The organism is Promicromonospora iranensis, assembly GCF_028994805.1.
GTDB lineage: Bacteria > Actinomycetota > Actinomycetes > Actinomycetales > Cellulomonadaceae > Promicromonospora > Promicromonospora iranensis.
Genome location: NZ_JAJQQP010000003.1, coordinates 19,924 through 33,134 on the forward strand (window position 1 = coordinate 19,924; position 13,211 = coordinate 33,134).

Genomic DNA, 13,211 nt, shown 5'->3' on the forward strand with positions numbered 1-13,211 from the left:
CGGCGGCTTGCCTGGAATGCCCTACCCTGTGCGGGTGATGCCAGGGAGCGACACCGCGGTCGAGACGCTCGGGCTGCGCAAGGCGTACCGGTCGGTGCGCGGGCGCGTCGTGGGCATCGAAGGGCTCGACCTCCGTGTACCGGTCGGCGGGATCCACGCGCTGCTCGGCCTCCCCGGTTCCGGCAGGACCACCACGCTCCGTCTCCTCACCGGCCTGGCGCACGCCGACGGGGGCGCCATCAAGATCTTCGGCACCCCCGTACCCGACGGCCTGCCCGACCTCGCCGGCCGCATCGGCGCCGTCGTCGGCGAACCCGGGTTCCAGGCCGGCCTGAGCGGCCGCCGGAACCTGACGCTCCTCGCGAGCGCGGCAGGAGTGCCGCGCACCAGGGTCGACGAGGTGCTGGCCCGCGTGCTCCTCACCGACCGCGCCACGACGGCCTACCGCACCTACTCGGCCGACGAGGGGCGCCGGCTCGCGCTCGCCGCCGCGCTCCTGTGCGATCCCGACCTGCTCGTCGTCGACGAGCCGAGCGCGGGGCTCGACGCCGTCGGCACGCGCGAGATCCGGGAGGCCCTGCGGCGCCTCGCCGACCAGGGGAAGACCGTCCTCCTGGCCACCGGCGTCCTGACGGAGGCCCAGCAGATCGCGGACACGGTGACCGTGCTCGACGGTGGCCGCGTCCTCGCCCAGGGCGTCGTCGCCGACCTCCTCGGTGATGCGGAGGTCAGCGTCCGGGTGCGGCTCGACGAGCCGGGGAAGGCGGCCACGGCGCTGCGCGCCGCGGGGTTCAAGGTCCGGGCCGACGGCGACGCGCTGTACGTCGACGGCGTCGCCGAACCGTCGGACGTCTCCCGGGCGCTCGCGAAGCAGAAGCTGTTCGTCAGCGAGCTGGTGCCGCAGCGCGAGGATCTGGCCGCTGTCGTGGGCAGGCTGCGGCCGGTCACGCCGCCGACCCCGAAGGTCCCGACCCGCGCGGAGGAGCGCGCTGCTCGTAAGGCGACCGAGCGGCAGGCCGCCGAGCGCAGGAAGGCGGCCGACCAGCGCAAGACCGCGAAGGAGGCCGCCGCCAAGCAGGCGGCTGCCGACGCGGAGCGCGCCGAGCGGGCGGCGGAGAAGCAGGCGGCTGCCGACGAGAAGGCGGCAGCCAAGCAGGCGGCTGCGGACGAGAAGGGCGCCAAGCAGGCGAGCGGCTCGACGACGGACACCGCGACGACGGACACCGCGAAGACAGGCGCCGCGAAGACAGGCGCCGCGAAGACAGGCGCCGCGAAGACAGGCGCCGCGAAGACAGGTGCCGCCAAGACAGGTGCCGCCAAGACAGGTGCCGCCAAGACAGGTGCCGCCAAGACAGGTGCCGCCAAGACAGGCACTCCGAAGCCGCAGCGCACCGAGGGGACACGATGACGGGCCTGCTGTGGGCGGAGCTGCGGCGGTTCGGCGCGCGGCCCGCGATCCGCTGGATCGCCGCGGGCATGCTGGGGCACGTCGCCCTGGCGGTCGCGCTGACGGTGTTCGAGGTCGGCTCGTCGACGCTCGCCCGGATGCTGGAGCAGGGGGCGATCTCGTTCTACGCGCTGACGTCGGTGTTCCTGGCCTATGTGGCGGGCGTGCTGCTGGTGACGGGCGACGCGGCGTCGGGCGGCACGCGGGCGCTGCTGACCGTCGAGCCACGCCGTAGCCGCGTGTACTGGAGCAAGGTGGCCGCCGCCGCCCTGGCAGTCCTGCCCGGAGTGGCGGCGGCGTACACGCTGCTGGCCCTGGGGATGTACGGGGTGCACGCACGCGCGGGGATGCTGGGTGGTCCGGCGTCGGACCTGGCCACCGAGCTGACGTGGAGCGGCGTGCGGGTGCTTGCGCTCGCGGCCTGTGCGGCGGCCGGTGGGGCAGCGCTCGGTGTCCTGGTGCGGCGCTGGTGGGTCGCCGTCCCGCTCGTCGTGGTGTGGTTCCTCGTCGAGGAGACGGCGCTGAGCACGGCCTCTGCTGGTCAGCAGTGGTTCTTGTTCACCAACGCCGACACCTGGGTCCGCGGCACACGGACCGTCGTGCCCGGCGACGGGCTCCTGGCGGTCCCGCTCGTGCACAGCGCGCTCCTGCTGCTCGGCGCGGCGGTGGTGCTGACCGTCCTCGGCTGGGTCGTATTCCGGCGGCGGGACGTACCCTGACCGCTTGCCGGGCTGCCCGGTAGGCCCGGGATCTGGCGGCTGGCGGCCGTCAGTGTCTCGGATCGTGGGACCATCGGCCCGCTGGGTGACATCGCCGCAGATTCGGCGTAACGTGCGTCACGTGCAGACGATCATTCTTGTAGTACTTCCTGAGCGCGCGGCCTAAGCCCAGCACAGGCATCGTCCGCGCGCTCACCCTGGCAGTCCTTGCTCACCAAGGACCCGGGGTTTTTTTGTTGTCACGAACGCTCGCTTTCGCCCCAGGACGGGGCGCGACGGCAGGAGATCCGTATGACCGGCACACCGACACCCGCACAGATCGCCGCGCGCGCCGAGGCGCGTGACCAGGTGCGCACCGAGCTTCGGTCCCGCGTGGTAAGCGGCAAGGCCGAGACCGAGGCAGCCACGCCTCGCGTCGGGCCGGAGGAGGTCACGGGGGCGCAGTCGATCGTCCGCTCGCTCGAGGAGATCGGTGTCGACACCGTCTTCGGCATCCCGGGCGGCGCGATCCTTCCCCTGTACGACCCGCTGATGGACTCCGCGAAGCTCCGGCACATCCTCGTGCGGCACGAGCAGGGTGGCGGCCACGCGGCGTCGGGCTACGCCCACGCGACCGGCAGGGTCGGGGTGACCATGGCGACGTCGGGTCCCGGCGCGACGAACCTGGTGACGCCCATCGCCGACGCGCACATGGACTCCATCCCGCTCGTCGCGATCACCGGTCAGGTGGCGTCCGCGTCGATCGGGACCGACGCGTTCCAGGAGGCCGACATCGTCGGCATCACGCTGCCGATCACCAAGCACAACTTCCTGGTCACCGACCCGGCCGACATCCCCCGCACCATCGCGGAGGCGTTCCACATCGCCTCGACGGGGCGGCCGGGACCGGTGCTGGTGGACATCTCCAAGTCGGCCATGCAGTCGCGCACCACGTTCTCGTGGCCGCAGGAGCTGCAGCTGCCCGGATACCACCCGGTGACCAAGCCGCACTCGAAGCAGATCCGGGAGGCCGCGAGGCTGCTGGCCACGGCGAAGCGCCCGGTGCTGTACGTGGGCGGCGGCGTCATCCGGTCCGGGGCGGCGAACCTGCTGCGCCAGCTCGTCGACCTGTCCGGGGCGCCCGTCGTGACGACCCTGATGGCCCGCGGCGCGGTGCCGGACAGCCACCCGCAGCACCTGGGGATGCCCGGCATGCACGGCACCGTGCCCGCCGTGGCAGCGCTGCAGAAGGCGGACCTGGTCTTCGCGCTCGGTGCCCGGTTCGACGACCGCGTGACGGGCAAGCTCTCGAGCTTCGCCCCGCTGGCCGCGATCATCCACGCGGACATCGACCCGGCGGAGATCGGCAAGAACCGCGAGGCCGACGTGCCGATCGTGGGTGACCTGCGCGAGGTCATCGGCGACCTGCTGCCCGAGCTGGCCAGGGAGCACGAGACGCACGGCAAGCCGGACGTCGAGGGCTGGTGGCACCAGCTGGACGAGTGGCGCCGCACCTACCCCCGCGGCTACACGCAGCCGGAGGACGGACACCTCTCGCCGCAGCACGTGATCCAGCGTCTCGGCGAGATGACCGGGCCCGACGGGATCTACGTCGCGGGCGTGGGGCAGCACCAGATGTGGGCGGCGCAGTTCATCAGCTATGAGCGGCCGAACACCTGGATCAACTCCGGCGGCCTCGGCACCATGGGCTACTCCGTCCCTGCCGCGATGGGCGCGAAGGTCGGCCAGCCGGACCGGACCGTCTGGGCGATCGACGGCGACGGCTGCTTCCAGATGACCAACCAGGAGCTCGCCACCTGTGCGATCAACGACATCCCCATCAAGGTGGCCGTGATCAACAACAGCTCGCTGGGCATGGTGCGGCAGTGGCAGACGCTCTTCTACGAGTCGCGCTACTCCAACACCGACCTGCACACCGGTCACGGCACCCGGCGCATCCCCGACTTCGTGAAGCTCGCCGACGCGTACGGCTGCGAGGGCATCCGCGTGGAGCACGCCTCCGAGGTCGACGCCGCGATCAAGCGCGCCAACGAGATCGACGACCGGCCCGTCGTCGTGGACTTCACCGTCTCGCGGGACGCGATGGTGTGGCCCATGGTCGCCGCCGGCGTGAGCAACGATGACATCCAGTACGCACGCGGCATCTCGCCGGCGTGGGACCGAGAAGACTGAGCGAGGACTGAATCCCATGTCGAGGCACACCCTGTCCGTGCTCGTGGAGAACAAGCCCGGCGTGCTCACGCGCGTCGCCGGGCTGTTCGCCCGGCGCGCGTTCAACATCCACTCCCTGGCGGTGGGCCCCACGGAGCACGAGGAGATCTCGCGCATCACCGTGGTGGTCGACGTCGAGGAGCACCCCCTGGAACAGGTCACCAAGCAGCTCAACAAGCTCATCCACGTGATCAAGATCGTCGAGCTCGAACCCGAGTCGTCAGTGCACCGCGAGCTCCTGCTCGTCAAGGTGCGGGCCGACGCCGCCACCCGCACCGGGGTGCTGGAAGTCGTCGAGATGTTCCGGGCGCGCGTCGTCGACGTCGTGCCGGAGTCCGTGGTCATCGAGGCCACGGGACCCGCCGCGAAGCTCGACTCGCTGCTCGCGGCGCTGGAACCGTACGGCGTCCGTGAGATCGTCAAGTCCGGGACCCTGGCCATCGGCCGGGGTGCCCGGTCCATCACCGACCGCGCCTTCGAGCGCGCCGTCCGGTCCGCGTGACCGCCTGACCTACTGACTTACTTTCACCCGAGAAGATCAATTGAGGAGCAAGAACCGTGGCTGAGCTGTTCTACGACGATGACGCCGACCTGTCGATCATCCAGCAGAAGAAGGTTGCTGTGATCGGCTACGGCAGCCAGGGCCACGCGCACGCCCTGAACCTGCGCGACTCCGGCACCCAGGTGACCGTCGGCCTCCGCGAGGGCTCCGCGTCCCGCGAGAAGGCCGCGAACGAGGGCCTCGCGGTCGCCACCGTGCCCGACGCCGTCCGGGATGCCGACGTCGTCGTCATCCTGGCCCCCGACCAGGTGCAGCGGCACGTGTACGCGGAGGACATCGCGCCGAACCTCAAGGAGGGCGCCGCGCTCGTCTTCGGGCACGGCTTCAACATCCGCTACGGCTACATCAAGCCCGAGGCCGGCCACGACGTGCTCATGGTCGCCCCCAAGGGCCCGGGCCACATCGTGCGCCGCGAGTTCGCCGACGGCCGCGGCGTGCCCGTGATCGTCGCGGTGGAGCAGGACGCTTCCGGCTCCGCCTGGGACCTCGCCCTCTCGTACGCCAAGGGCATCGGCGGCCTGCGCGCCGGCGGTATCAAGACGACGTTCACCGAGGAGACCGAGACCGACCTGTTCGGTGAGCAGGCGGTGCTCTGCGGCGGTGCCTCGCAGCTGGTCCAGTACGGGTTCGAGACGCTGACCGAGGCCGGCTACCAGCCGGAGGTCGCGTACTTCGAGGTGCTGCACGAGCTCAAGCTGATCGTCGACCTCATGGTCGAGGGCGGCATCGCCAAGCAGCGCTGGTCGGTGTCGGACACCGCCGAGTACGGCGACTACGTCTCCGGCCCGCGGGTCATCGACCCGAGCGTGAAGGAGAACATGAAGGCCGTGCTGGCCGACATCCAGAACGGTGCCTTCGCGGAGCGGTTCATCGCCGACCAGGACGCCGGCGCCCCCGAGTTCAAGGAGCTGCGCGCCAAGGGCGAGCAGCACCCGATCGAGACGACGGGCCGCGAGCTGCGCAAGATGTTCTCGTGGATCAAGCCGGCCGACTCGGACTACGTCGAGGGCTCTGCCGCTCGTTGAGGCGTAGCGGCGCGCTGACGAGGTAGCGCCGCGTCAGGCGTGGCGGCGCCGCTCCGCGAGGAGCGGCACCGCCACGCCGACCAGCGTCAGGGCGGCGCCCACGGAGGTAGCGACCCCTGGCGGCGTGGCGCCCGGCGTGACCACGTCGAGCACCAGTGCCGTGACGATCTGTCCGGCGATCATGCCCAGGCTGAGCAGCAGCACCCCGATCCGGTGCACGACTGCCGCGGACAGCGCGATGAACGCGATGCCGATGATCCCGCCGGTGTACAGCAGCGGGTCCGTCGGGAAGGCACCGTCGGGCAGCCCTTCGACCAGCAGCGACACCCCGAGGGCAGCCGCCAGCACCACGGTGCCGACCACGAAGTTCACGAGGGTAGCGGCGAGGACGTCGCCGGCCGCGGCGCGCACGTGCCCGTTGACCGCCTGCTGCCAGGCCGACCCGATGCCTGCCAGCAGCGGGAGCACGGCCAGCAGCAGGGCAGACGGCGACCCGAGGTCCCCGGACATCGCGATGGCGACGGCGGCCACGGTCAGCACCGGGCCGACGGCGCGGGGGAGCGTCACCAGCCGTACCCCGCCCGGCCCGAGGCCGAGCCGGTCGATGACGACCGAACCGACGGACTGGCCGGTGACGAAGGCGACGATGAAGGTCGCGACGCCCAGCACCCCGACGGTGAGGCCCTGGGTCGCGACGAAGAATCCGCCGGCGGCGCCCCCGAGGACCTGCCAGGGACGCAGGCCGCCGTCGCGCAGGGCGGCGAGAACCCGGCGCATACCGGCCCGGCTGCGCCGGGAGACCAGCAGCGCCAGCGTCAGCAGGAGCAGCCCGGACCCGAACGACACGACCGCCGCGAGATAGCCGCTGCCGACATGCTCCGCCAGGGAGCCGTTGACGCGACTCTGCACGGCGATCCCGGCTCCGCCGACCACGGCGAGGGCGACGCCGGCGGCTGCGCGGTTGCCGGGGCGAGCGGCCGGCCGGCCGGTGTCGCCGACACGAGCGGGGCCGGCAGCGAGGGCGGGGCCGGCAGCCGGAGCGGGGTCGTCGAGCGAGACGTCGTGGGGCACGTGTCGAGTCTAGGAACCTTGCTTGCCCGGGGCAGCAGTGCCGGGCTGTCTGTCTGGTCACAGAGCGGCGCCCCGCCCTCCGGTCGGAGAGCGGGGCGCCGTGTCCGGTGCGACGGCGAAGATCAGGACGTGAGGGAGTCGACCCAGTCCTGGTTGTCCGCGATCCAGGCCTCGACGCCGGCGGCCGGGTCGTCCGGGTTCTCGTTGACGACCTGGTCCTCCAGGGTGCCGTACTGCTCGTCGTCCAGCTTGGCCTTCGACATCATCTCGGCGACCTCGGGGAACTCCTCGCTGAACCCGACGGTCGCGAGCTCGTGCAGGCCCTCCGCCTCGCCGAGGGCGCCCTTCGGGTCCTCGAGGTCGCGGACGGGGAACTCGTTGTTCGCCCAGAAGGGACGCCACAGCGTGACGACGATGTCCTCCTTGGCGTCGACCGCCTCCTCGAGGGCGTTCAGCATGGCCGGCGTCGAGGAGGTCTGGAGCTCCCAGCCGTCCTCGTCCAGGCCGTACTGCGGGATGACCTGCTCCTGGACGGCCTTGGTGAGGCCGGCGCCCGCCTCGATGCCGACGATCTTGCCGTCGTAGTCGGCCGACTTGCCGACGAGGTCCTCGATCGACTGCAGGTCCGAGTCCTCCGGGACGGCCATGGTCAGCTTGGCGTCGTCGTAGTAGGCGCCGAGGTCCTCGATGTCGTCGCCGTACTCGTCCATGTAGGACTTGTGCGTGACCTCGGGCCATGCGGACGGGTACACGTCGATGTCGCCCTCGGCGAGCCCCGTGTACAGCGGCGCGGCGTCGTTGATCTCCTCGATCTCGACCGTGTAGCCGTCCTTCTCGAGGATGTTCTTCCACAGGTAGGCGGTGCTCAGACCGTCTGTCCACGAGGGGATGATGCCCAGCGTGATGGTCTTGTCGCCCTCACCGGGGTTGGGGTTGCTCTCGTCAGCCGAGGCGCATGCCGTGACGCTGAGGGTGAGGGTGAGAGCCGCCGCAGCGGCTCCGATCCGCTTGCCGGTCGTGCCGATCATCGGTGTCCTTCCGTTTCGTATATGCATCGTCGTGTCCGTGAGTCGTGAGGTAGGAAAGTTCTTGGTTCGCGGGAAGAGACTGGTCAGGCCGCGCTGCCGGCCGGGGTCCGGGTGAAGCGCTCGCGGAGCTCGCGCATCCTGCCGTGGCCCGGCCTGCGCGAGCCGATCGAGGCGGTGAGCCGGTCCAGGAAGATCGCCAGGATCACCACGGAGATGCCGGCGTCGAAGCCGAGGGCGAGGTTGAGCGTCGAGATGCCGCTGACCACCTCGTTTCCCAGGCCTCCAGCACCCACGAGGCCGCCGATCACGGCCATCGAGAGCGACAGCATGATCACCTGGTTGACGCCGGCCATCACGGTCGGCAGGGCCAGCGGAAGCTGGATGTCCTTCAGGATCTGCCGCGGTCCGGCGCCGAAGGCCTGCCCGGCCTCGACCACCTCGCTGTCGACCTGACGGATGCCCAGCTCGGTGAGCCGGACGGCCGGGGCCACCGCGAAGATCACCGTGGCGACCATCGCTCCGGCCACGCCGATGCTGAACAGCTTGACCACGGGGACCAGCCAGACGAATCCGGGCATGGTCTGCAAGAAGTCCATGACGGGCCTGAGGATGCGGCTGACGACCGCAGAGCGTGCCGCGAGGATCCCCAGTGGGACGCCGATGATCAGTGCGACCAGGGTGGCGACCACTACCAGGGCCAGGGTGTCCATGGCCGGGTCCCACATGCCCATCCCGATGATCAGGACCATGCCGACCAGGGTGCCGATCCCGAGCTTCCAGTCGCGGACGAGCCAGGCGAGCAGGGCGAAGATCACGGTGAGGACCAGCGGCTCCGGGGCCAGCAGCACCCCGGCGAGCCCGTCGATGGCGCCGGTGATGATGTCACCGACCACGTCGAAGAACGCGTCGAACGTGTCCTTGAACCACGTGAAGCCGGTCTCCAGCAGGTCGCCGATCGGCAGGGACGGCACGATCGTCAGGGGAGCGGCGCGCTCAACCACGGACTGCCTCCTTCGTCTGGTCGGTGGGTTCCGGCACAGCCTCGGGTTCCGGCACAGCCTCCGGCTCGGAGAACGCGGCGAGCGCCGAGAGCAGCGTGATGCGCGGGATGACGCCGCTGAGCCGGCCGGCGTCGTCGACCACGGCGATGGCCGGGGTCTCGGCGGCGGGGCCGAACAGGTCGGCGAGCGAGGTGTCGGGGGTGACGCGGGCGACGTCGGGCACCGGCTTCAGGAGGCTGGTGATGTCCTTCTGCTCCAGGTGCTTGCCCACCTCGTCCTCGGTGACGTACCCCTTCAGGGAGCGGTCACGTCCGGTGACGAACAGCGCCGAGATCTGGTGCTCGCGCATCAGCTTGTGCGCGGTGCGCGGTCCCTGCTCGGCCCCGAGGACGGCGACCGGCGGTTCCATGACGGACGACGCGGTCAGCACGCGGGTGCGGTCGACGTCGGCGACGAACTGGGCGACGTAGTCGTTGGCGGGGTCGGTGAGGATCTCCTCGGCGGTCCCGACCTGGACGATCCGCCCGTTGCGCATCATGGCGATGCGGTCGCCGATACGCATGGCCTCGTTGAGGTCGTGGGTGATGAACAGGATCGTCTTGCCGAGCTTCTGCTGCAGCTCGATGAGCTGGTCCTGCATGTCGCGCCGGATCAGCGGGTCCAGCGCGCTGAACGCCTCATCCATGAGCAGGATGTCGGTGTCGGCGGCGAGTGCGCGGGCCAGGCCGACGCGCTGCTGCATACCGCCGGACAGCTCGCTGGGCAGGTGCTCGTCCCAGCCGGTCAGCCCGCACAGCTCGAGCGCCTCGTGGGCGCGCCTGCGGCGCTCTTCCTTGGCGACGCCCTGGGTCTCGAGGCCGTATGCGGCGTTGTCGATGACCGAGCGGTGCGGGAACAGCGCGAAGTGCTGGAACACCATGCTGATCCGCTCGCGGCGGAGCCGGCGCAGATCCTTGCCGGTGGCGGCGGTGATGTTCTCGCCGTAGAGCTTCACGTGGCCGGCGGTCGGGGGGTGGAGCCCGTTGATCATGCGGATCAGCGTCGACTTGCCGGACCCGGAGAGACCCATGACGACAAAGATCTCGCCCTCTTCGACCGTGAACGACGCGTCGATGACGGCGGGGGTCAGCCCTGCCTTCTTCAGCTCGGCGGTGTCGGCACCGGCTTCGAGACGCTTGACGCCCTCGCGGCCTTTGCGGCCGAACACCTTGTACAGGCGGTGTGCCTCGATAGCTGGCACGGAGCCCCCTCTTCTTGGCGGAAATTGTGGGCTGGGGAACAATCGTTAAGCACGCCGCTGGGACGTGGACCGCCGTTTACCAGATCATGGTCGGACTCGCACATGCAAACTGAGTAAGTGTTCGTTACCGGATCGTTCAGCGGTCGTCATGTTCGCTGAAGCCTCGTCCCGGGTCGTCGGTTAGGGCAGGATGTCCCCGTGACTCACGACGTGAACCCGCAGGCAGCGGACGACAACGAGCCGACCGACGCCGCGTCGGGGGCGGAGTCCTTCGATCCCGCGACGTTCGATCCCGCGACGTTCGACCCGGAGACGGTCTCCGCCGAGGACTCGGAGCTCGCGGCCGAGGTCCTCGACTTCTGGGCGGCCACCCGGCAGTACGCCGGCATGGCGAAGGCGAGCATCGTGGTGGGCCAGACCGTGAGCGAGACCGTGCCGCCGCAGGCCTGGTCGTTCGGCGACGAGCCGGAGCTGGCCGAGAGGCTGCTGGACGCGGTGCTCGCGGGGGACAAGACGGCGACGTCGTCGGCTCTGTGGGACTACGACGCCGAGGGCGCGCCGCTGCCGGTCGTCGGCGAGCTGTCGATCCTGCTGGACGGCGAGAACCACCCGCGCGCCCTGATCCGCACCACGAGCGTCGAGACCGTGACGTTCGACGAGGTCGACGAGGACTTCGCGGCTGCGGAGGGGGAGGACGACCGCACGCTGGAGTCGTGGCGCACGGGGCACGAGGCGTACTTCCGCCGGAACCTCCCGGAGGGCCGGGAGTTCTCCGCGGACATGCCCGTCGTGTGCGAGCGGTTCGAGCTGCTCTACCCGCGCCTCTGACTCACGCGGTGTGGCCGGTGGCGCCGCTGAGCTCTTCCACGCCGTACGCCCGCGCTCCCGGCCGGACGGAGGAGAACGCGGCGTCGACCGCTGGGGCCAGCTCCGCGTCCGGGACCTGGGCCGCAGTGGTGCCGAGGACCATGAAGTGGTTGTCGTCGATGACGCGGCGCGCGATGTCCCGGGGTTCCGTTGCACTGGTCTCCATGCCGGGTGGACCGGTGGCGAGCCGGGAACTCATCGCGAGTGTCAGTGTCTCGTCCTACCGTGTCGGCATCGGCCCGGACCTGCGGGCCGCCGGAACCGACCCGAGGTGATGACGATGGCACTGCGCTGGTACTCGACGGTGGTCGAGTCGACCGACCACAAGACGCTGGCCCGCTGGTGGGCCGAGGCCCTGGGCTGGGACGTCCGGTTCGAGACGGACGAGGAGTCCGTGCTGGTGCCGTCGTGGGCGGGCGAGCTCTCGGAGCAGCTGGACTTCCACCGGGTGCCGCCGGGCATGGTGTTCGTCCCGGTGGGGCACGAGAAGACCGGCAAGAACCGCCTGCACTGGGACTTCGCGCCGCACACGAGCGACGACCGGGACGCGGAGATCGCCCGGCTGGTGGAGCTGGGTGCGACGGTGATCGACGTCGGACAGCCCGACGAGGCGACCTGGACCGTCCTGGCGGACCCGGACGGCAACGAGTTCTGCGTGCTCTCGGCCAGGGACCAGTAGCGGCAGGCACGCGCCGGGTCCGGCCGCGGCCGTTTCGGCAGGGTCGCACTCACGTCCATTCCGTGAGACCCGCGTCTCATTCACCCGGTCGCGCGCGTAGGCTCCGGACATGGCACAGGTGGGCAGGACAGAGGGTATCGACCTCGCAGTGGTCGCAGGTGACGGCATCGGTACCGAGGTCGTGGAACAGGGCCTCGCGGTGCTCGAGGCGGCGCTGGCGCCGTCGGGCACCAAGCTCTCCACCACCGAGTTCGACCTGGGTGCGCGCCGCTGGCACGCGACCGGCGAGACCCTCACCGACGAGGACCTCGAGAAGATCAAGGGTCAGGACGCGATCCTGCTGGGCGCCATCGGCGACCCGTCGGTCCCGAGCGGTGTGCTCGAGCGCGGTCTGCTGCTCAAGCTGCGCTTCGCGCTGGACCACTACGTGAACCTGCGCCCGACCAAGCTCTTCCAGGGGGTCTCCAGCCCGCTGGCCGACCCGGGCGAGATCGACTTCGTCGTGGTCCGCGAGGGCACCGAGGGGCCGTACGTCGGCAACGGCGGAGCGCTGCGCGTGGGCACGCCGCACGAGATCGCGACCGAGGTCAGCGTCAACACCGCGTTCGGCGTCGAGCGCGTGGTCCGTGACGCGTTCGCCCGCGCCGCCGCGCGGCCGCGCAAGCACCTCACGCTGGTGCACAAGCACAACGTGCTGGTGCACGCGGGCCACCTGTGGCGCCGCACGGTCGAGGCCGTGAACGCGGAGTTCCCCGACGTGACCACCGACTACGCGCACGTGGACGCGGCGACCATCTACCTCACGACCAACCCGAGCCGGTTCGACGTGATCGTGACGGACAACCTCTTCGGTGACATCCTCACCGACCAGGCTGCCGCGATCAGCGGCGGCATCGGCCTGGCGGCGTCGGCCAACATCAACCCGGACCGCACGTCCCCGTCGATGTTCGAGCCGGTGCACGGCTCCGCCCCCGACATCGCGGGCCAGGGCAAGGCCGACCCGACGGCGACCATCCTCTCGGTCGCCCTCCTGCTGGAGCACCTGGGCTTCGCGGCGGAGTCCGCGAAGGTCCACGACGCCGTCGCCGCGGACCTGGCGACACGCGGCGACGCTGTACGCACCACCGACCAGGTAGGCCGCGACATCGCGGCCCGCGTGACCGAGTAAGCACGCTGTACGACGGCGGCGCCCGGGTCACGCAGACCGAACCCGGGCGCCGCCGTCGTACGTCGACGGCCGTCCGGGCAGGCGCCCGGCTCGGAATGCTCCTCCTGCCTTGCCGGGCGTGGAAGACTGACCACAGCATTCCGGTGAAAGGCATCGACATGACAACAACGACGGATCCCATCCTCCCGGCGCG

The 13,211-nt window shown here is 70.6% G+C and carries 13 protein-coding genes; 8 read left to right on the plus strand and 5 right to left on the minus strand.

All coding sequences use genetic code 11. The features are described 5' to 3' along the window. Window positions 1-37: 37 nt before the first annotated feature. From LUM46_RS05045 to ilvC, 5 genes are all read left to right on the plus strand, one after another. On the plus strand, window positions 38-1,408 hold the full coding sequence (locus LUM46_RS05045; protein WP_274993073.1) for an ATP-binding cassette domain-containing protein: 1,371 nt from the start codon (window positions 38-40) through the stop codon (window positions 1,406-1,408). Further along, complete coding sequence (locus tag LUM46_RS05050) at window positions 1,405-2,166, plus strand: hypothetical protein (RefSeq protein ID WP_274992687.1); 762 nt, start codon at window positions 1,405-1,407, stop codon at window positions 2,164-2,166. The genes LUM46_RS05045 and LUM46_RS05050 overlap by 4 nt, the downstream gene beginning before the upstream one ends. 291 nt (window positions 2,167-2,457) lie before the next feature. After that, on the plus strand, window positions 2,458-4,338 hold the full coding sequence (locus LUM46_RS05055) for an acetolactate synthase large subunit (RefSeq protein ID WP_274992688.1): 1,881 nt from the start codon (window positions 2,458-2,460) through the stop codon (window positions 4,336-4,338). 16 nt (window positions 4,339-4,354) lie between these two features. Then, window positions 4,355-4,879 (plus strand): acetolactate synthase small subunit, encoded by a 525-nt coding sequence (ilvN, locus tag LUM46_RS05060; protein ID WP_116676587.1) that lies wholly within the window; start codon window positions 4,355-4,357, stop codon window positions 4,877-4,879. 56 nt (window positions 4,880-4,935) lie between these two features. Next, a complete protein-coding gene (gene ilvC / locus LUM46_RS05065; RefSeq protein WP_274992691.1) occupies window positions 4,936-5,964 on the plus strand; it encodes a ketol-acid reductoisomerase in 1,029 nt (342 codons plus the stop codon). A 33-nt stretch (window positions 5,965-5,997) separates the two neighbouring features. On the opposite strand, the gene LUM46_RS05070 is transcribed toward ilvC, so the two are convergent. The 4 genes from LUM46_RS05070 to LUM46_RS05085 all read right to left on the minus strand — a co-directional run bounded on the left by LUM46_RS05070 (window position 5,998) and on the right by LUM46_RS05085 (window position 10,304). After that, the gene (locus tag LUM46_RS05070) at window positions 5,998-7,035 is read right to left on the minus strand and encodes a DMT family transporter (protein ID WP_274992692.1); all 1,038 of its coding nucleotides are present in this window, start codon (window positions 7,033-7,035) and stop codon (window positions 5,998-6,000) included. Window positions 7,036-7,157: 122 nt separating this feature from the next. Next, on the minus strand, window positions 7,158-8,063 hold the full coding sequence (locus tag LUM46_RS05075) for a glycine betaine ABC transporter substrate-binding protein (RefSeq protein WP_274992693.1): 906 nt from the start codon (window positions 8,061-8,063) through the stop codon (window positions 7,158-7,160). A gap of 83 nt (window positions 8,064-8,146) precedes the next feature. Next, window positions 8,147-9,064 carry an ABC transporter permease gene (locus LUM46_RS05080; protein ID WP_274992694.1) on the minus strand — a complete coding sequence of 306 codons (918 nt, stop codon included), beginning with the start codon at window positions 9,062-9,064 and terminating at the stop codon, window positions 8,147-8,149. Beyond that, the gene (locus LUM46_RS05085; RefSeq protein ID WP_274992696.1) at window positions 9,057-10,304 is read right to left on the minus strand and encodes a quaternary amine ABC transporter ATP-binding protein; all 1,248 of its coding nucleotides are present in this window, start codon (window positions 10,302-10,304) and stop codon (window positions 9,057-9,059) included. Before LUM46_RS05085 ends, LUM46_RS05080 begins: the two co-directional genes overlap by 8 nt. Window positions 10,305-10,502: 198 nt before the next feature. Between LUM46_RS05085 and LUM46_RS05090 the strand changes: the two genes are divergently transcribed. Continuing rightward, window positions 10,503-11,132, plus strand: coding sequence for an ASCH domain-containing protein (locus tag LUM46_RS05090; protein ID WP_274992697.1), 630 nt, complete (start codon window positions 10,503-10,505; stop codon window positions 11,130-11,132). Between the two features lies 1 nt (window position 11,133). On the opposite strand, the gene LUM46_RS05095 is transcribed toward LUM46_RS05090, so the two are convergent. Next, window positions 11,134-11,370 (minus strand): hypothetical protein, encoded by a 237-nt coding sequence (locus tag LUM46_RS05095; RefSeq protein WP_274992699.1) that lies wholly within the window; start codon window positions 11,368-11,370, stop codon window positions 11,134-11,136. Between the two features lie 81 nt (window positions 11,371-11,451). Between LUM46_RS05095 and LUM46_RS05100 the strand changes: the two genes are divergently transcribed. Continuing rightward, window positions 11,452-11,850, plus strand: a complete 399-nt coding sequence (locus tag LUM46_RS05100; RefSeq protein WP_274992700.1) for a VOC family protein — start codon at window positions 11,452-11,454, stop codon at window positions 11,848-11,850. A gap of 109 nt (window positions 11,851-11,959) precedes the next feature. Next, window positions 11,960-13,018, plus strand: a complete 1,059-nt coding sequence (locus LUM46_RS05105; protein ID WP_274992701.1) for a 3-isopropylmalate dehydrogenase — start codon at window positions 11,960-11,962, stop codon at window positions 13,016-13,018. Window positions 13,019-13,211 lie beyond the last annotated feature (193 nt).

Coding starts and splice junctions, on each gene's coding strand:
- LUM46_RS05045 (WP_274993073.1), top strand. CDS start 38: ATGCCAGGGAGCGACACCGCGGTCGAGACGCTCGGGCTGCGCAAGGCG.
- LUM46_RS05050 (WP_274992687.1), top strand. CDS start 1,405: ATGACGGGCCTGCTGTGGGCGGAGCTGCGGCGGTTCGGCGCGCGGCCC.
- LUM46_RS05055 (WP_274992688.1), top strand. CDS start 2,458: ATGACCGGCACACCGACACCCGCACAGATCGCCGCGCGCGCCGAGGCG.
- ilvN (WP_116676587.1), top strand. CDS start 4,355: ATGTCGAGGCACACCCTGTCCGTGCTCGTGGAGAACAAGCCCGGCGTG.
- LUM46_RS05075 (WP_274992693.1), bottom strand. CDS start 8,063: ATGATCGGCACGACCGGCAAGCGGATCGGAGCCGCTGCGGCGGCTCTC.
- LUM46_RS05095 (WP_274992699.1), bottom strand. CDS start 11,370: ATGAGTTCCCGGCTCGCCACCGGTCCACCCGGCATGGAGACCAGTGCA.
- LUM46_RS05100 (WP_274992700.1), top strand. CDS start 11,452: ATGGCACTGCGCTGGTACTCGACGGTGGTCGAGTCGACCGACCACAAG.
- LUM46_RS05105 (WP_274992701.1), top strand. CDS start 11,960: ATGGCACAGGTGGGCAGGACAGAGGGTATCGACCTCGCAGTGGTCGCA.